Below are 16,191 nucleotides of genomic sequence, written 5' to 3'. Positions count from 1 at the left end.
GATCCCGACCTGTACGAGCGGGCCAAGGGCGCCGTCGCCGAGGTCGGGTCGGACATGAACGGACACCTGGTCTCGTTCCTCCGCTGGCTCACACACGAGACGGACGAACTTCCAGCGCGCCCGCCTCGTCCGGAGTAGGGGGTGACGCCTGCGGCTGGTAGTGCAGGAGCAGCAGCAGGTCCGTCTCGCCCTTGTACGCGCAGCCGCACGACCGGCAGCGCACCGGGCCGCCCGGGAGCCGCGACAGGACCGCACCGCACACCGTGCCCGCGTCGTCCGTCACCGCGACGCACAGACCGAGCCGTTGCCGACGGGGTACCGGGTCTCCGACGATGGTCCGGACCTGTCCCTCGAGGGAGCGCACCTCTCGCGCCAAGTCCCCGGCGGCTGGGTACTCGGCGGCGATCCACTCCAGCTCCATCCCGAGCCACCGGCAGTCCGTTGCCAGCCCGTCCGGCGGCGGCGCGCTGTGGTGCGGCCAGCGCTCGCGCTGCACGTCGACGCGCCACGAGTGCACAACCTCGCCGACGTGGTTGCTCTGCATCAGGTCGAGGACGTCCTCGTTGATCGGCGAGCGCGGGCCGGCCGTGCGCACCGTGACCAGCTCGCCGAACCCTGAGCGGCGCGGCACCAGGAAGTCGACCAGTTCACCGGCGAGGTCGGGCAGTCGGTCGAGGCGCTGGGCGAGCAGGAGTGTGTCGCGCTCGCACAGGTACGCCGGGCCCGTGTCCCGCTCGCACAGTCCGCAGAGGTTCATGTGGTCGGGTGCCCGTCTGTGGTGAGCGGCGTGACGATGCGGTGGAACAGGTCGGTGCACCGGATGCTGTGCACGGCTCCGTCGGAGGCGTCGACGAGGCGGCAGCAGGGGTCCAGGGGCGGCGGGCACTCGCCGAGCGCGTGCCGTCGGGCCCAGTCGTGTTCGGCGACGGTGCGGTGGTGGTCGGCGTAGAGGCGGACGGTGCACCAGGTGAGCACCGCGGCTGTGTAGAAGCCGAAGGCGCCGATCCAGCCGTTGATGGTCATGCCGTAGCAGGCCCCGGCGGTGATGAGGATGGTGACGGTGAGGGAACCGTGAGCGGCGCGCGGGCTGGGAGCGCGGTCTGCGTGGGTCATGAGCTGCTCCGTTCGGTGGTGGGTCAGCTGGCGATGGCGAGGCTCTGCGCGCCCGCCTGGGCGCCGGGCACGACCCCGGCGGCCTTCCGGGCGTCCCACTCGGCACGCGCCCTGTCACCGGCCGCACGCTCCATCTCTCGCCGCGCCTTCGACTGACGCGCCTGCGCCGCCTTGCACGGCACACACGACGCCTCACCCAACCGGCGATGCATCCGATGCCCGCGCGCCGTCCCGCCAGCTGCGTGCGCCTCAGCGAGGAGTCGACGCCGGTTGTCGTCGATGGCCTCGTCGTGTGCGGCCTGGCACTGCGGGCACACCTGCTCCTTGCGGCGCTTGTGGATCTGGTAGGCCCGCTCGGTCCCGCAGCCGATCGCTCGGGCCGCGAAGTCGACGCCGGCCCACACGCCGAACCGCTCCTGGTTGGCGAGGGCGTACTGCATGCAGGCCAGCAGCAGGGGGCAGCGGTGGCACTGGCGGGCGGCGTGCTGGCGTTCGGTCGGGTCGGGGCTGAAGAACGCGGTGGGGTCGGTGCGGCAGGGGAGGTTCGGGGTGGTGGCGGTGAGGGCGGCGAGGCTGGTCATGGGCGCTCCCCTGGGGGTTGGTGATCGGGCTGTTGGTGGCGGCGCAGGTCAGGCGCAGATGACGCAGCGGTGGTCGGCGCTCTCGTTGTCCTGGCACAGGTCGACGCACCAGCGGCAGTACGGCGTGAGCTTGTGCTGGGCGCGGCCGTCGAAGCGGGTGTCGGTGGGGTCGAAGGGCTTCTCGCACCTGGCGCAGGCCTCGGTGGTGGGCTGCTGCTCGGTGGTCTTAGTGCGGCGGTCGATGGCTTCGATCCACGCGACCTTCACCGCCGCGCTCTGGACCAGTTCCGCGCGCAGCTTCACCGGGTCGGACTCCGCGAGCGCCTCAAAGTGCTCTTCGTTGCTGACGTCCCGCCAGGTGAGCACGCCTGCCGCTGCGTTCCTGTCGGCCGCATCCCGGTACCGACGTGCGGCGTGGCGGTAGACCGGCAGCCCGGTGCCGTCGGGGTGGTTCTGCTCGCCCCACTTGGCGTCCTGCCGGATGCGTTCGGCGAGGACCTCGGACAGGACGCGGTCGGTGGTGGCGCTGGGGTTGGCGCGGTGCTCGGTCATGCGCTGTGCCTTTCGTCGTTGGCGAGGTAGGTCTCGCAGCCGTGGCAGTAGAGACGCCCAGGGCGGATGAGGGGCAAGCCGCAGTCGGGTCCTTGGCAGCGGGTGACGGCGGGCGGCTCGTCGGACGGCTGCGGCGCGGGCGGCGTTTCGGGCGGCGCGGTGGCGGCCGGGCCTTCACCACTCGATGACTCGTCTTGGACGGCCTCGCCCGCGCGCTGCTGTGGCTGAGGTGAAATGCCAGCCATGTTGTGGTCGGGGAGTGGGTCCCTACCGTAGGTAGGGAGGTACTGGTAGACCCCCGCTACGGACGCTGTCCGGACCGCGTCCACTGACGCCATCCGGGGGCGTCCATGGACGCGGTCCGGGTTCTCTGCGGGGGGCTCGGAACCCCCGCTACGGACGCTGTCCGGAACACCAGCCGTTGACGCTGTCCGGACCGCGTCCATGGACGCCATCCGGACAGCGTCAGTGGACGCGGTCCGGGTCGCCTCGGCGATCTCCGCAGCTTTCTTCTTCGCGTACGCCTTCCGCTGCCGGGTGTCCGTCATGTGATGCATGTGCGCCTGCCAGTCCAGCCTCCCGCCAAGCGGCATCAGCAGCAGGTAGACGCTGGATGCGTTCGGCCGGCGCTTGCGGGCGAGAACCCCCACGCCCATGAGGACCTTTACGGCGCGGGTGACGGTCTCCTGTGAGCAGCCGGACAGGGTGGCGAGGGTCTCGCGGCCGGGGAACGCGTTGGAGCCGTCGGCGTCCGCGTACGTGGAGATCCACATGCCCACGGTCACGACGCGCGCCACCTCGGGGATGGTCCGTCCGACGCGCAGTACCTCGGCCCGGAGGGCGTTGGTCCAGGCGTTGCGGACGCTCTGCACGCGGTCGTCAGTGCTCAACTCGGGTCTTCTCTCGGTGATGTTGCGGAACCGTTGCTGCAAGATCGGGGGCCGGGCCCGCCGTGGGGGACGGCGGGCCCGGGTGACGGCCGCGGGCGTGGGGGACGCCCGGGGGAACGGCCGTCGGGAGAGTGGTCAGTTGGCCTGCGCGAGGGGGAAGGCGTGCATGCTGCGGCCGTCGGGGAGGGCGATGGTCCAGGGGCCGCCGAAGAGGCCGTACGCGACCCAGTCGCAGCCGCGCCCGGTGTACTTGCCCTGGCCCTTCACGAGGGCGCCGAGGGTGCGGCCGATGCATTCCTGTCCGACGACGTCGGAGGCGACGACGTCATCGCCGGTGCGGTGCTTGCGCGGGTTGGCGGCGAGAGCCTCGCGGAAGTCCTCGCCGTTCGCGACGTCGCCGCAGGACGGGCAGACGAACGCCCACTTGATCGGGTCGCCGCCGAAGCGCTGGGTTGCCTCGGCGACCAGTTCGGCCTGGGTGAGCTTGCGGGAATCGGTCGTGGTGGTCATGGCTGTCCGTTCTGGTGGTAGTTACTTGCGCCGACTGCTGAGCGAGTGCTGGAGAGCGGCGTACTGACGCGCCGCCTGCTCGCGGACCTCAGGGATCGGGCAGTCGTCTCGGCGGTGCCGTTGGGCGCGGATGACGAGCTGCTCTGTCGCCGCGTAGCCCACGGCGTCTTCGGCCTGCCCGCACGGGCAGGTGAAGTCCGCGGCGCCGAGGGACTTGGCCTTCGCGGTGTCGAGGCGGACGCGCAGGCCGTAGCCGGGGCGCGGGTTGCCGATCGTCGGCCCGATCCCGTTCATGCCGGGAGTCCCACGAGCTGTTGCGCGGCCTGCTCGCCGAGGACGAGGCGACGGCCGGCACTCACCGCTGGCGCCTCGTGCTCGCCACCGGGCCGTCGACGATGGCGAGTACGTCGAGCGCCAGCGCGCACAGCTCTTCGCTGTCGCGGCCGAGCTGCACGTCGGCGATCCGAGCCAGGATCGCGCTGTGGCGGGACTCTGTGGCGGCAGCGAAGGTGCGCAGACAGGACAGTTCGGCGTCGCGCTGCGGGAGAGTCAACCTCGCCCGCTTCTGGGGGTCCTGGCCGCCGACGGGTACGGGCAGGGCGCCCGACTCGGCGACGGCCGCCGCCAGTTCGGTGCTCTGGATGCCGTGCTCGGCGAGTTCGGTGAGGGTGGCCATGAGGGAAGGCGGGCAGCACGTCGGGGCGCCCTTCACCGCGTACAGAGGGGTACCGGTCTGGGTGGTGGCGCGCAGCTCCCACTCAGCACCGTCGAAGGTGCGCAGCGTCGTCGGGGAGTTCATGCGGTCACGCCCTGGGCATCGCGGGGGGCGTTGACCTGCTCGTCGGTCATCGCGATGCCGTGTGTGGCGATCTTGATGTCGATGCCTGCACGGATCGCCTGCGCCGCAAGCCACGAGTCTCCGGCGTAGACGTACAGGGCCACATCGCTGGGTGCGATGCCCAGGGCCGTACGCCACAGCTCGAATCGGTGAGGCGTGTCCACCGAGAGGTGCAGATCGGCGGCCTTGCCGCCGAAGGGCTTGTAGATCGTGACGTGCGCGGCGGGAAGCTCGGGGTGCTGGTCGATCAGGTCAGCGAGCACCTGGACAGCGGAGCGCTGCACGCTGACCGGGGACGCATGATCGGTGTGGTGGGTAGTCTCAGTGGTCACGGTGACCTCTGCCTTCTGTGCGGTAGGGGCGCCGGTCGGGGGCTGCTCGGGCCGGGAAAGTCGGAGCGGCCCTTCGGCGCGTTCAGGGGAAAGTCAGGCGACGGCCGTCTTGCCGGCGTCCTTCATCCGGCTCTTCGCCGCAGCCTTTGCACGGCGAGCAGCCGCAGCCTGGAGCGCGATGCGCGAGAAGTGAGCCGACTTCAGGTGCTCGGCCACGCGGGCGATCTGCTCGTCCGTCGCGTTCGGGTGCTTCTCCCGCGCCTGCTTCTCAAAGCGGCCGTTCGCCGCGGCTCTGGCTTTCGCCGTCCGCGACGCGGGATCGAGCGTGTTCGCCCAACTGGTGTGGGCGGCGAGCCTGGCCCGAAGCGATCGGTCCTGCGGATCCATGTCCCTCCCTCTCTCTTCCATCTCCATACTCGAATGGGGATGGAGTGGGCGAAAAAAGAGCCCGACGTCGGGACTGGACTGCCGCCGCGATTGCGTCGGCTTCCGGCTCCGAAACGGTGGGGCGCTCTTCCTTCACCAGTTTCTGAATCTTGCTGTACGAGACGCCGGTTGCGCTGGCCAGAGACCTGACCGAGTGGACCACGCCCCCGGGTAGCGGCTGCTTCATCAAGCGCTGGAGCAGCGTGCCGTCGTGCACGCGGTATCTGTCTGCCGACACGGAACCTCCGGTGTTGCCATCCCCATCCTCGAATGGGGATGGCTGTAGCTAAGCACAGCGCTTGGGGGATGTCTAGCACAGTGCTGCGCCAGATCTGCTCTGTCCCTTGCGCCCCTTGTGCGTACACACGCGGGGCGACTTTGCGCCTCTTTGAGCAGGCCAGCTACCCATTTGCGTATGGGGTTGTGGACAATGTCCCTTGTACGTGCGGGTAACCCCCGCCGGATGAGCCGACGCATCCGGCCCCCGCCGAAGACCTGGAGACCTCTACATGACGACTCGGGACGCCGAGACGCTCGCACAGCTCGTCAGCGAGCAGGCGGGTAAGGGGAAGCGGTACACCTTCGAACAGCTCGCAAACCGGTCAGTCGACCCGGAGAGCCACTACTCACCGAGCGCCAATCTCGTCTGGACAATCGCGAGCGGCAAGAGCGTCAAGATGAACCCGAAGTTGGTCAAGGCGCTGGCTGCTGGTCTCGGACTCACTCCCGAACGGGTGGCGGATGCAGCGCACCGGCAGTTCCTCGGCTGGTACAGCAGTGAGCCTTCAGCCCAGGTCACGGGTGCGGAAGAGGATGAGGACGTGGTCTACAGGGTCGCCGCCAAAGCGGGCGTGACCGCCGAGGAGATGCCTGCGGTGAAGGCCTTCTACGCGGCATTGCGCGGCGAAGGGAAGTAGTCGAACATCGTTCCTCTACTCACGGAACGTTTCACGTTCACCTCATTGGGTGAACAGCTATTTAAGGCCACTCGGCGTAGAGTGATCGAACCTCGCGCGATTCGTACGCGTGTGCGATTCCATGCTGTCCTGCGCGCACACGCGGAAAGGGGGACGAGTGGCAGAGCCGAGAGTGCACGTCCACGCAAAAGACCTGAAAGGGGAAACCCCTGTCGCCGTGCGCGACAGTACCCAGCACTACGACCTGGCCATCGACTTCTCGTGGCCGGCAGAAGACATCGTGGCTGGACTCCAACAGCTCTTCCAGGATGGCGTGGACAGTGGGCGGTGGTCCCGCGCCGACCACAGCGAGGCTCCCATCGAAACGAACGAGGCCGCTCCCCATCCGGGGAACGACCTCGACTGAGCAGCGGACCCGGCGGCTACAACCGGTCGCCGGGGCTCAGCTCCCTATGGATCTTCAGCGCGCGCTCGGTGCCGGCCGAAGCTCCATACCGTGACAGCATCTGTCGCGACCGCCACCCCATGATCCTCATGAGTGCATCGTCCCCACCACCGTTCGCTTGCCACAGGTGCGCGAACGTGTGCCGGAACTGGTGCGGGTGAATGTGCGGGATGCTCGCCTCCTTGCAGCGGTTCTCGATCATCGTCCCGACGCCCCAGATCGTCATGGCCTCGCGCCGCTTGAAGCTCACCCACAGTGGATCGCCCGGCTCCAGCGCCCTCCCCAAGTACTTCCCGGCCGCCCGCAGGTAGCGGTCCATCGCCACCGACGTAGCCCGGCCGAATGGTGCCGGCCGCTCCCGGCCGCCCTTTCCGAGGACGTGTAGCACCATCAGGTCTAGGTCGAGCTTCTCCTGTGTGCGCACGGTCAGCTCGCTCAGCCGGGCCCCGGTGTCGAGGAACATCATGATGATCGCCGTGTCCCGGCGGTCCTTGAAGTCCTTCCCCTTGCACACGCTGAGCAGCTTCTTCAGCGCGTCGTCCGGGATGACGGGCACCTCCACCTCCGGCACGGTGGGCGCCTTCATCGTCCGCATGGGGGAGCGGTCCATCTCCTCCTCCTCGACTGCCCAGTTGAAGAACGTCTTCAGCGAGCGGAAGTGCTGGTGCGCGTTGCCGGGGCTGCTCTCCTCGATCAGGTCCCCGATGTACGCCTCGATGTGCTCACGGTGGATGCCGCCTTCCCCTTCCAGCGCAGTCGGGGCGGGGCGGTCCTCCGGCTCGTTCGGCTCGTAGCCGAGGAGGTAGGCGCGGAACTGCTCGGCGGCTCGGCTGTAGATCCGCTGAGTGTTCGGGCTGAGGTTGCGCGCGCGCAGGGAGCGGATCCATGACGAGGTCAGGGGGCCGATGTCGTACGGCTTGGGGTCGTCGGCGGTTTTGGTGGCGGTCACGCCTCACCGTCCTCATTCGAGTACGCGAATGCTGTTCGCCCCCGGGGTGTGGTGGTGGTATCCGGGGGATGAGTACGACGCTACGCCGATCTCGGGAATCCTCAAGGCGCTTGGCCAAATACCGCTGTGCTGGCCCGACATGAAAAGGCCTCCCACGCGTTTCCGCTGATGAGAGGATGTTTGCGCCCCCGGCAGGACTCGAACCTGCGGCCAAGCGCTTAGAAGGCGCCTGCTCTATCCACTGAGCTACGGGGGCCGGGTGTGGTGGCCTCGGTCAGGGTGGGCCCGGGTGGGCCGGTCCTTGACGTTGCCGGGGACAAGGATAGGGCTCCCGGGTCCTTGTCCTGGTTGCTTCCCCTCCGTGGCTCAATGTGGAGGTTCGGTGAAGCGGTCCTGATAATCGCAGGCAGGTACGAATCGTGCACCGCTTTTGCCGTCTCGCGCATCGGGTGTTGTCCACTCGTTATGCCTGGACTGTGCCTACGTCCTAGTCGTCCCTTCCGTCCCTTGTGTTCCGTCGGCGCGCAGACATGCTCATATGCTTCAGAATTCCCCTAAAATTGGGCATTCTTCACATGTGGTGACCTTGGACGTACGGCCTCAGCTGATCGACGCACTTTCCGCCCTGCGCGAGCGTGTCGCCGCCGCACGCTTCCCGCTGCCCCTGCCCGGGGCTCCACGCGCGCGTGCCAACCGCGACGAACTGCTCGCGCAACTCGACGACTACTTGGTGCCCCGCCTGAGGGAACCTGAAGCGCCCTTGCTCGCCGTTGTGGGCGGGTCCACCGGGGCCGGCAAGTCGACCCTGGTCAACTCCCTTGTGGGGCGCCGGGTCAGCGAGGCAGGCGTACTGCGGCCCACGACCCGGACACCGGTACTGGTCTGCCATCCCGAGGACCACCACTGGTTCAGCGGGATGCGTGTACTGCCCGACCTCACGCGCGTGTGGGTGCCCCCACAGGAGCCGGGACAGGACCCCGGTGACGATCTGCTGCTCCCTGGCGAGGACGGGGCACGGGTCCTGCGCGTGGAGACCGCCGAGAGCCTCCCGCGCGGACTCGCCCTCCTCGACGCCCCCGACGTCGACTCCCTCGTCGCCGACAACCGCGTCCTCGCCGCCGAACTGATCTGCGCCGCCGACATCTGGATCATGGTGACCACGGCGGCACGGTACGCCGACGCCGTCCCCTGGCATCTCCTGCGCACCGCCAAGGACTACCAGGCCTCCCTTGTCACCGTTCTCGACCGGGTGCCCCACCAGGTGGTGTCCGAGGTGTCCCGGCAGTACGGCGCGCTCCTCACCAAGGCCGGCCTCGGCGACGTACCGCGCTTCACCGTGCCCGAACTGCCCGAGTCCGCCTGGGGCGGTGGACTTCTTCCGGCCACCGCGGTGGCCCCGCTGCGCGCCTGGCTCGCCCAGCAGGCGCAGGACCCGGCCAGCCGCCAGCAGGCGATGGCCCGTACGGCCTACGGCGTCCTCGATTCCCTCAAGTCCCGCATGCCCGAGCTGGCCGGTGCCGCCGCCGCGCAGTACTCGGCCGCCCTACGGCTCACTGCGGCCGTCGACGGGGCCTACGACAGCGAGCACGCGCGCGTACGGGGGCGGTTGCAGGCCGGCGCCGTCCTCGCCGGGGACGCGCTGAAGCGGTGGCGCGCCTTCCCGCTCGACTGCTCCGCGGGCGAACTCCTCGACGCCCTCGTGGAGAGCCTCTGTGCCCTCCTGTTGTGCTCCGTCACCGCCGCCGACGAGCGCGTCGACGACGCCTGGCGCCGCGAACCCGCCGCGGACGCCCCGGGACTGACGGGCCGCGACCCGTCCCAGGAGAGCGTCGAACACCGCATCGGGATGGCCGTACGGCGGTGGCGGCGCGAGCTGGAGGAGTACGCCGAGGAGGAACTGCGCGACCTCGACCGGAATGCCGCCACGGATGTCGAGGCGGTCGCCGCGCTGGTCGCCACCGCGCTGCTGGGTGGCCGGCGGGCCCGGTCCGCGGGCGAGGGGCTCGCCGAACGCATCGGCGCCCACGGCGCCCTGCGACTGCGCGACCGCGGCGGACGGCTGCTCGCCGACCACCTGGACCGGGTCATGCACACCGAACGCGAGCGCCGCCTCGCCCCGCTCGACGCCCTTGACGTCCATCCGGAGCCTCAGGCCGAACTCATCGCCGCGCTGTCCGTACTGCAGAAGGAGAGGTGACCGCCGTGACCGCCGTCACTGACCACGACCACCACGACGCCCCGGCAGAGAACGTGCCTCCACGGGAGGACCTTTCCGACGGCAACAAATCCGAGGAGAAGGCGGAGGAGAAGGAGCAAAAGGGGAAGAACGAGGGAGGGACACCCGAGAACGAGAAGGAGAGGGAGAAGGAGGGCGAGAAGGACGGGGGCGGCGATGGTGGGGCGCCCGACGGCCACGTCCCCGGCAACGCCCCTTCCGCTTCCCTTTCCGCTTCCGCCGAAGGCGACGGCCACGCGCGCGTGGCGGGCGATTCCGACTCCGGCGCCTCTGCCTCTGCCTCTGCCGCTGACAACGGCTCCTCCAAGGACGCCCGTACAGACCCCCGCCCGGAATCCGAGTCCTCCGGAGCCTGGGACGACGGACTGATCGCCCGACGCGTGTCCGAGACGGATTCTCCTGTCCGCGAGACGGTGGTCGAGCCCCGGGTCTCCAGCAGCGTTCCCCAGCCGGTGATGCCGCTCGCCTACGACGGGCCGCTGCGCTCGCGGCTCGACGCGCTCCGCGAGCTCGTTGGGCTGTCCCGCACCCGGCTGGACAGCAGAACGCTCGCCGAGGCCGGCCGGGTCCTCGACGAGGCGGCGGCCCGGCGCAGGCTCTCTGGGCAGCACACCGTCGTCGCCATCGCGGGCGCCACCGGCAGCGGCAAGTCCCAGCTGTTCAACGCACTCGCCGGAGTGGCCATTTCGGAGACCGGGGTACGTCGGCCGACCACCGCCATGCCCATCGCGTGCAGCTGGAGCGATGGCGCGGCGACCCTCATCGACCGGCTGGGCATCCCCGGCCGGCTGCGCCGGCGCCCGCTGCAGAGCGCGGAGGCAGAGGCTCAACTGCGCGGCCTGGTCCTGGTCGACCTGCCCGACCACGACTCGGCGGCCGTCCAGCACCGCGAACAGGTGGACCGCGTACTGGCACTGGTCGACGCGGTCATCTGGGTCGTCGATCCGGAGAAGTACGCGGACGCCGTCCTCCACGAGCGCTATCTGCGGCCCATGGCCGGACACGCGGAGGTCATGTTCGTCGTCCTCAACCAGGTGGACCGCCTCCCCGGGGAGGCCGCCGACCAGGTCCTCGACGACCTGCGGCGCCTGCTCGACGAGGACGGCATCGCCCTGGGGGAGTACGGCGAACCGGGCGCCACCGTACTGGCGCTGTCCGCGCTCACCGGGGACGGCGTCGGTGAACTGCGCGAGGCGCTCGGGCAGTTCGTGGGCGAGCGCGGGGCCGCGGCCCGCCGGATCTCGGCCGACCTCGACGCCGCCGCGTGGCAGTTGCGGCCCGTCTACGCCACCGGACAGCGCACCGGGCTGAGCGAACGGGCCCGGGACGAGTTCTCCGACCGGCTCGCCGACGCGGTGGGCGCCACCGCCGCGGGCCAGGCCGCCGAGCGCGTCTGGCTGCGCAACGCCAACCGCGCGTGCGGCACCCCGTGGCTGCGGTTGTGGCGGTGGTGCCAGGACCGGCGCGAGACCTCCACCGGCCGCTTCGCCGTCAGCGAGCAGCCGGACGAGGAGGCCACGGCCCGCCAGCGTGTCGAACAGGCGGTGCGTACGGTCGCTGAGCGGGCGTCGGCCGGACTGCCCGCGCCATGGGCGCTGGCGGTGCGTGAGGCGGCCGTACGGGGGGCCCAGGGCCTGCCCGAGGCGCTGGACGAGCTGGCGACATGCGCCGGGACGCCCTCGGGACGGCCGCCCCGGCCGGGCTGGTGGCCGGTCGCGGTGCTGGCGCAGGCATCCATGACGATTCTTCAGATCGTCGGCGGGCTGTGGCTGGTGGCCCAGATCGTCGGGGTCATGGCGCCGAACCTGGGCGTGCCGGTGCTGCTGATGTCGGTGGGCATCGTCGGCGGTCCGGGAGTGGAGTGGAGCTGCAGACTGGCGGCTCGCGGACCTGCCCGCCGGTACGGACTGGAGGCGGAACGGCGGCTGCGGGAAGCGGCGGCCGGCTGCGGCCGGGCCCGGGTGCTGGATCCGGTGGCGGCGGAACTGCTGCGGTATCGCGAGGTACGGGAGCAGTACGTGCGGGTCACGGGGGCCCGTGCGGTTGTGGGGTGAGAGGTGAGAGGTGAGCGCGAGGAAACCGGCAGGTCACAGGGGCTGAATCCCGGAAGAGCGACGGGAGGGTGACGTGAGAGGGAGACGTGGGTCCCTCAGACGGGTGACGGAGTTTTCCACAACCGGCCGGTAGTCCACAGGGCTCAGCGGGCTCGGACCGACGGATGCATTCTGGCTTCGCGGCGATCACGACGGACGTGATCGCCGCGAAGCGGTGACCGGAGAAGTTCTCGTGGTCGGGAAGTTCTCACGGTCGCCGTGTCGGAGGCAGCCGTACGGGACGGGCCCGTACGGGTATCCGCCCGGCGCGAGTGCGCCGGGACCGGGAGGGGTGGTTCGTGTGAACGAGACGATGGTGTGCGCGGTGGGCAATGTGGCGACGCAGCCGGTGTACCGCGACCTGGCGTCGGGGGCGTCGGCGAGGTTCCGGCTCGCGGTGACCTCGCGCTACTGGGACCGCGAGAAGAACGCGTGGACGGACGGACACACCAACTTCTTCACGGTGTGGGCGAATCGAGCTCTCGCGACGAATGTCGGGGCGTCACTGTCGCTGGGCGAACCGGTCATCGTGCAGGGCCGGTTGAAGGTGCGCACCGAGATGCGGGACGGGCAGAGCCGGACGTCGGCGGAGATCGACGCCGTGGCGATCGGCCACGATCTCGCGCGGGGAACGTCGGCCTTCCGGCGCTCCGCCGGCCCGCCGAAGGGCGAGGCCGCGTCACCGCCCCGTCCCGAACCCAGTTGGGAGACACCGGTCGACGACGACGAGGGCGGGGCCGGGGCGCAACAACGCCGGGAACCCGTGGCGGTGACGTGACATCGGGCCGCGGTGGGCGCGGGCGCCGGCCGGACTGAGGCTTATCGGTGGACTGACCGGCAAATGGATGATCTTGGCGATAACGATTCCGAGTCGGATCGGTTATCCGATGACAGGACTGGGAAGTGCGGTGCGCCACATCCCTAGGATGCCCGGATAGCTCACGGGGCTTCTGATGCTGCTGGCGGGACCGCACCCCCCACGTCAACGAGTCCTGCTCGAAGGGGAATTCTGTGTTTTCTTCGTTCTCCGCGCTGTCCGGGCGCGGGCGAGCGGCGGCGGCCCGGCTCGCCGCCGCGACGATGGTGGCTGGTCTCGTCGTCACCGGCGCGCTGGTAACCGCCGGTAGCGCCGTCGCGGACGCCACTCCGCAGCAGCAGGGCGGGGCGACCGCCACCATAGGCGGGCTCAAGACGTATGGCGCGGCCGTCGTCCACGGAGACGACGGGGAGGGCGGGGAGGACGGGGACGAGCAGGTGTCCGCGGGCCTGTTCGAGATGTCCGTCGACAACGGCGGCACCCTGCAGACCTACTGCGTCGACCTGCACAACCCGACACAGAAGGATGCCAAGTACCAGGAGACCTCCTGGAGCGGCACCTCTCTGGGCGGCAACAAGGACGCGGGCCGGATTCGCTGGATTTTGGAGAACTCCTATCCGCAGGTGAACGATCTCGCGGCGCTTGCCGCCCGGGCGGGGGCGGTCGGCCTCACCGAGCAGGACGCGGCGGCGGGCACCCAGGTCGCCATCTGGCGCTACTCGGACGGCGCGGACGTGGACGCCGTGGACCCGAAGGCCGAGAAGCTCGCGGACTATCTGGAGAAGAGCGCGCAGAACCTCGCGGAGCCCGACGCTTCACTGACCCTCGACCCGCCTGCGGTCTCCGGCCACCCCGGTGAGCTGATCGGACCGGTCACGGTGCACACCGACGCGGACAGCGTCACGGTGATACCGCCCGCCGACGCCGCGACGAGCGGGGTGCGGGTCGTCGACCAGGACGGCGAGGCCGTCACGTCCGCGGTCGACGGCGGCCAAGTGTTCTTCGAAGTGCCCGAGGACGCGCTGGACGGTTCGGCGGCGCTGAGCGTCCAGGCCTCGACCAGCGTGCCGGTCGGCCGCGCCTTCACCTCCGACAGCCGGAGCCAGACCCAGATCCTCGCCGGCTCCAGCGAGTCCACGGTCTCCGCGACAGCGACCGCGAACTGGGCGGCCACGGGTCCCGTGCCCGCACTGTCGGCGCGGAAGAACTGCGCCAAGAACGGCGTGGACATCACGGCCGCCAACAAAGGCGACGAGGCGTTCACCTTCCAGCTGATGGGCTTCGAGCACACCATCGCGGCGGGGGAGTCGCGGACGGTGACGATCCCCTTGCAGGAGGACCAGCCGTACGACTTCACGATCATGGGGCCGAACGGCTTCAAGCAGCGGTTCGCGGGTGTCCTCGACTGCGAGACCCAGGGCAGCGCGGGCGGCGACGAGGTCCAGACCCTCAGCGAGCCCAGCCCGGCCCTGGCGGGCGGCACCCCCGCCGCAGGCGTCAACCTGGCCGAGACCGGCAGTTCCAGCGCGACGCCGATGATCGGGGGCATAGCGATCGGCCTGCTGGTGATCGGCGGCGGCGTGGTGCTCCTCGTCGGCAAGAAGGAGCAGCACGGGGCAGGCCCCCGAGCGTGAACGCGAGCGACATCGCACCTTGACAACTCAACAGCGTGTGACCGCATGGTGACCCGCTGACGGCACAGCCCCGTCCGTCTGCAGGCGCCCGGGGCCGCTGACGTACTCGTTTCCCCGTAGGGGTGGCAGTACGGCAAGATGGGTTACATCCCACCACTGCCTGATTTCAAGCTGCCGGACGGTTTCTCTTGGCTGAGTACATTTACACCATGCGCAAGACGCGCAAGGCGCACGGCGACAAGGTCATCCTTGACGACGTGACGCTGAGCTTCCTGCCCGGCGCGAAGATCGGTGTGGTCGGCCCGAACGGTGCCGGTAAGTCCACCGTTCTCAAGATCATGGCGGGCCTCGAGCAGCCGTCCAACGGCGACGCCTTCCTGTCGCCCGGCTACAGCGTCGGCATCCTCATGCAGGAGCCGAAGCTCGACGAGTCCAAGACGGTCCTGGAGAACGTCCAGGACGGAGCAGCCGAGATCATGGGCAAGCTCAACCGCTTCAACGAGGTCGCCGAGCTGATGGCGACCGACTACTCCGACGCGCTCCTTGACGAGATGGGCAAGCTCCAGGAAGACCTGGACCACGCCAACGCCTGGGATCTCGACGCGCAGTTGGAGCAGGCCATGGACGCGCTGGGCTGCCCGCCCGGCGACTGGCCGGTCGTCAACCTCTCCGGTGGTGAGAAGCGCCGCGTCGCACTCTGCAAGCTGCTGATCGAGGCTCCGGACCTGCTCCTCCTCGACGAGCCCACCAACCACCTCGACGCCGAGTCGGTGAACTGGCTGGAGCAGCACCTCTCGAAGTACGCGGGCGCCGTCGTCGCCGTCACTCACGACAGGTACTTCCTGAACAACGTCGCCGAGTGGATCCTCGAGCTGGACCGAGGCCGCGCGATTCCCTACGAGGGCAACTACTCCACGTACCTCGAGAAGAAGTCCACCCGCCTCAAGGTCGAGGGCCGCAAGGACGAGAAGCGGCAGAAGCGCCTCAAGGAAGAGCTGGAGTGGGTCCGGTCCAACGCCAAGGGCCGGCAGACCAAGTCCAAGGCGCGCCTCGCCCGTTACGAGGAGATGGCAGCCGAGGCCGACAAGATGCGGAAGCTGGACTTCGAGGAGATCCAGATCCCGCCGGGCCCGCGTCTGGGCTCCATCGTTGTCGAGGTCAACAACCTCTCCAAGGCCTTCGGTGACAAGGTCCTCATCGACGACCTGTCCTTCACCCTGCCGCGCAACGGCATCGTGGGCGTCATCGGCCCGAACGGCGCGGGCAAGACCACGCTGTTCAAGATGATCCAGGGCCTTGAGACCCCCGACTCCGGTGCGATCAAGGTCGGCGACACGGTCAAGATCAGTTACGTCGACCAGAGCCGCGCCAACATCGACCCCAAGAAGTCGCTGTGGGCCGTCGTCTCCGACGAGCTCGACTACATCAACGTCGGTCAGGTCGAGATGCCGTCGCGTGCCTATGTGTCCGCCTTCGGCTTCAAGGGGCCGGACCAGCAGAAGCCGGCAGGCGTCCTCTCCGGTGGTGAGCGCAACCGCCTGAACCTGGCGCTGACCCTCAAGGAGGGCGGCAACCTGCTGCTCCTCGACGAGCCCACCAACGACCTCGACGTGGAGACCCTGTCCTCGCTCGAGAACGCGCTGCTCGAGTTCCCCGGTGCGGCAGTGGTCATCTCCCACGACCGCTGGTTCCTGGACCGGGTCGCGACGCACATCCTCGCGTACGAGGGCGAGTCGAAGTGGTACTGGTTCGAGGGCAACTTCGAGTCGTACGAGAAGAACAAGGTCGAGCGGCTGGGGGCGGATGCCACTCGTCCGCACCGCGCCACCTACAAGAAGCTGACCCGGGGCTGATCGAT

Annotated in this window: 18 protein-coding genes and 1 tRNA gene; 7 read left to right on the top strand and 12 right to left on the bottom strand. The window is 69.5% G+C overall.

Going from position 1 to position 16,191, the window contains the following annotated elements; all coding sequences use genetic code 11:
* Window positions 1–88: 88 nt before the first annotated feature.
* The 10 genes from G3I56_RS01750 to G3I56_RS01705 all read right to left on the bottom strand — a co-directional run bounded on the left by G3I56_RS01750 (window position 89) and on the right by G3I56_RS01705 (window position 5,203).
* Entirely contained in the window at window positions 89–757 is a 669-nt protein-coding gene (locus tag G3I56_RS01750; RefSeq protein WP_164406718.1) for a hypothetical protein, read from the bottom strand.
* The gene (locus G3I56_RS01745; RefSeq protein WP_164406717.1) at window positions 754–1,113 is read right to left on the bottom strand and encodes a hypothetical protein; all 360 of its coding nucleotides are present in this window, start codon (window positions 1,111–1,113) and stop codon (window positions 754–756) included. Before G3I56_RS01745 ends, G3I56_RS01750 begins: the two co-directional genes overlap by 4 nt.
* Window positions 1,114–1,136: 23 nt before the next feature.
* Complete coding sequence (locus G3I56_RS01740) at window positions 1,137–1,694, bottom strand: WhiB family transcriptional regulator (protein WP_164406716.1); 558 nt, start codon at window positions 1,692–1,694, stop codon at window positions 1,137–1,139.
* 48 nt (window positions 1,695–1,742) lie between these two features.
* Window positions 1,743–2,246 carry a hypothetical protein gene (locus G3I56_RS43515; protein ID WP_239134632.1) on the bottom strand — a complete coding sequence of 168 codons (504 nt, stop codon included), beginning with the start codon at window positions 2,244–2,246 and terminating at the stop codon, window positions 1,743–1,745.
* A complete protein-coding gene (locus tag G3I56_RS01730) occupies window positions 2,243–3,136 on the bottom strand; it encodes a helix-turn-helix domain-containing protein (RefSeq protein WP_164406715.1) in 894 nt (297 codons plus the stop codon). The genes G3I56_RS43515 and G3I56_RS01730 overlap by 4 nt, the downstream gene beginning before the upstream one ends.
* Before the next feature lie 135 nt (window positions 3,137–3,271).
* A complete protein-coding gene (locus tag G3I56_RS01725; protein ID WP_164406714.1) occupies window positions 3,272–3,646 on the bottom strand; it encodes a VVA0879 family protein in 375 nt (124 codons plus the stop codon).
* Window positions 3,647–3,667: 21 nt separating this feature from the next.
* Window positions 3,668–3,940 (bottom strand): hypothetical protein, encoded by a 273-nt coding sequence (locus G3I56_RS01720; RefSeq protein WP_164406713.1) that lies wholly within the window; start codon window positions 3,938–3,940, stop codon window positions 3,668–3,670.
* 61 nt (window positions 3,941–4,001) lie between these two features.
* Window positions 4,002–4,445, bottom strand: coding sequence for a hypothetical protein (locus tag G3I56_RS01715; RefSeq protein WP_164406712.1), 444 nt, complete (start codon window positions 4,443–4,445; stop codon window positions 4,002–4,004).
* The gene (locus G3I56_RS01710) at window positions 4,442–4,816 is read right to left on the bottom strand and encodes a hypothetical protein (RefSeq protein WP_164406711.1); all 375 of its coding nucleotides are present in this window, start codon (window positions 4,814–4,816) and stop codon (window positions 4,442–4,444) included. The genes G3I56_RS01715 and G3I56_RS01710 overlap by 4 nt, the downstream gene beginning before the upstream one ends.
* Before the next feature lie 93 nt (window positions 4,817–4,909).
* A complete protein-coding gene (locus G3I56_RS01705) occupies window positions 4,910–5,203 on the bottom strand; it encodes a hypothetical protein (RefSeq protein WP_164406710.1) in 294 nt (97 codons plus the stop codon).
* Between the two features lie 548 nt (window positions 5,204–5,751).
* Here G3I56_RS01705 and G3I56_RS01700 point away from each other — a divergent pair.
* Both G3I56_RS01700 and G3I56_RS01695 read left to right on the top strand, forming a co-directional pair.
* Window positions 5,752–6,159: a hypothetical protein gene (locus G3I56_RS01700; protein WP_164406709.1), complete on the top strand. Its 408-nt coding sequence runs from the start codon at window positions 5,752–5,754 to the stop codon at window positions 6,157–6,159.
* A 217-nt stretch (window positions 6,160–6,376) separates the two neighbouring features.
* Window positions 6,377–6,565: a hypothetical protein gene (locus G3I56_RS01695; protein ID WP_164406708.1), complete on the top strand. Its 189-nt coding sequence runs from the start codon at window positions 6,377–6,379 to the stop codon at window positions 6,563–6,565.
* 16 nt (window positions 6,566–6,581) lie between these two features.
* Here G3I56_RS01695 and G3I56_RS01690 read toward each other — a convergent pair whose 3' ends face one another.
* Together G3I56_RS01690 and G3I56_RS01685 are read right to left on the bottom strand one after the other, a co-directional pair.
* The gene (locus tag G3I56_RS01690; protein WP_343239834.1) at window positions 6,582–7,553 is read right to left on the bottom strand and encodes a tyrosine-type recombinase/integrase; all 972 of its coding nucleotides are present in this window, start codon (window positions 7,551–7,553) and stop codon (window positions 6,582–6,584) included.
* Window positions 7,554–7,736: 183 nt separating this feature from the next.
* Window positions 7,737–7,809 (bottom strand) — tRNA-Arg (locus G3I56_RS01685).
* Between the two features lie 321 nt (window positions 7,810–8,130).
* Here G3I56_RS01685 and G3I56_RS01680 point away from each other — a divergent pair.
* The 5 genes from G3I56_RS01680 to ettA all read left to right on the top strand — a co-directional run bounded on the left by G3I56_RS01680 (window position 8,131) and on the right by ettA (window position 16,186).
* Window positions 8,131–9,750 (top strand): dynamin family protein, encoded by a 1,620-nt coding sequence (locus tag G3I56_RS01680; RefSeq protein WP_164406707.1) that lies wholly within the window; start codon window positions 8,131–8,133, stop codon window positions 9,748–9,750.
* Window positions 9,751–9,755: 5 nt separating this feature from the next.
* Entirely contained in the window at window positions 9,756–11,843 is a 2,088-nt protein-coding gene (locus G3I56_RS01675) for a YfjP family GTPase (protein WP_164406705.1), read from the top strand.
* A gap of 340 nt (window positions 11,844–12,183) precedes the next feature.
* The gene (locus G3I56_RS01670) at window positions 12,184–12,660 is read left to right on the top strand and encodes a single-stranded DNA-binding protein (protein WP_164406704.1); all 477 of its coding nucleotides are present in this window, start codon (window positions 12,184–12,186) and stop codon (window positions 12,658–12,660) included.
* Between the two features lie 233 nt (window positions 12,661–12,893).
* A complete protein-coding gene (locus G3I56_RS01665; protein ID WP_343239833.1) occupies window positions 12,894–14,333 on the top strand; it encodes a Cys-Gln thioester bond-forming surface protein in 1,440 nt (479 codons plus the stop codon).
* A 188-nt stretch (window positions 14,334–14,521) separates the two neighbouring features.
* Window positions 14,522–16,186 (top strand): energy-dependent translational throttle protein EttA, encoded by a 1,665-nt coding sequence (gene ettA, locus G3I56_RS01660; protein ID WP_164406702.1) that lies wholly within the window; start codon window positions 14,522–14,524, stop codon window positions 16,184–16,186.
* Window positions 16,187–16,191: the final 5 nt, after the last annotated feature.

It is taken from the genome of Streptomyces sp. SID12488, assembly GCF_010548275.1.
Taxonomy (GTDB): Bacteria; Actinomycetota; Actinomycetes; order Streptomycetales; family Streptomycetaceae; genus Streptomyces.
The sequence above is the reverse complement of the archived record's forward strand: the minus strand, read 5'-3'. Positions and strand labels throughout refer to the sequence as shown.

Excerpts from the sequence above, each read along its gene's own strand:
- G3I56_RS43515 (WP_239134632.1), bottom strand. The coding sequence starts at position 2,246 with ATGACCGAGCACCGCGCCAACCCCAGCGCCACCACCGACCGCGTCCTG.
- G3I56_RS01750 (WP_164406718.1), bottom strand. The coding sequence starts at position 757 with ATGAACCTCTGCGGACTGTGCGAGCGGGACACGGGCCCGGCGTACCTG.
- G3I56_RS01720 (WP_164406713.1), bottom strand. The coding sequence starts at position 3,940 with ATGAACGGGATCGGGCCGACGATCGGCAACCCGCGCCCCGGCTACGGC.
- G3I56_RS01725 (WP_164406714.1), bottom strand. The coding sequence starts at position 3,646 with ATGACCACCACGACCGATTCCCGCAAGCTCACCCAGGCCGAACTGGTC.
- G3I56_RS01745 (WP_164406717.1), bottom strand. The coding sequence starts at position 1,113 with ATGACCCACGCAGACCGCGCTCCCAGCCCGCGCGCCGCTCACGGTTCC.
- G3I56_RS01740 (WP_164406716.1), bottom strand. The coding sequence starts at position 1,694 with ATGACCAGCCTCGCCGCCCTCACCGCCACCACCCCGAACCTCCCCTGC.
- G3I56_RS01705 (WP_164406710.1), bottom strand. The coding sequence starts at position 5,203 with ATGGATCCGCAGGACCGATCGCTTCGGGCCAGGCTCGCCGCCCACACC.
- G3I56_RS01715 (WP_164406712.1), bottom strand. The coding sequence starts at position 4,445 with ATGAACTCCCCGACGACGCTGCGCACCTTCGACGGTGCTGAGTGGGAG.
- G3I56_RS01700 (WP_164406709.1), top strand. The coding sequence starts at position 5,752 with ATGACGACTCGGGACGCCGAGACGCTCGCACAGCTCGTCAGCGAGCAG.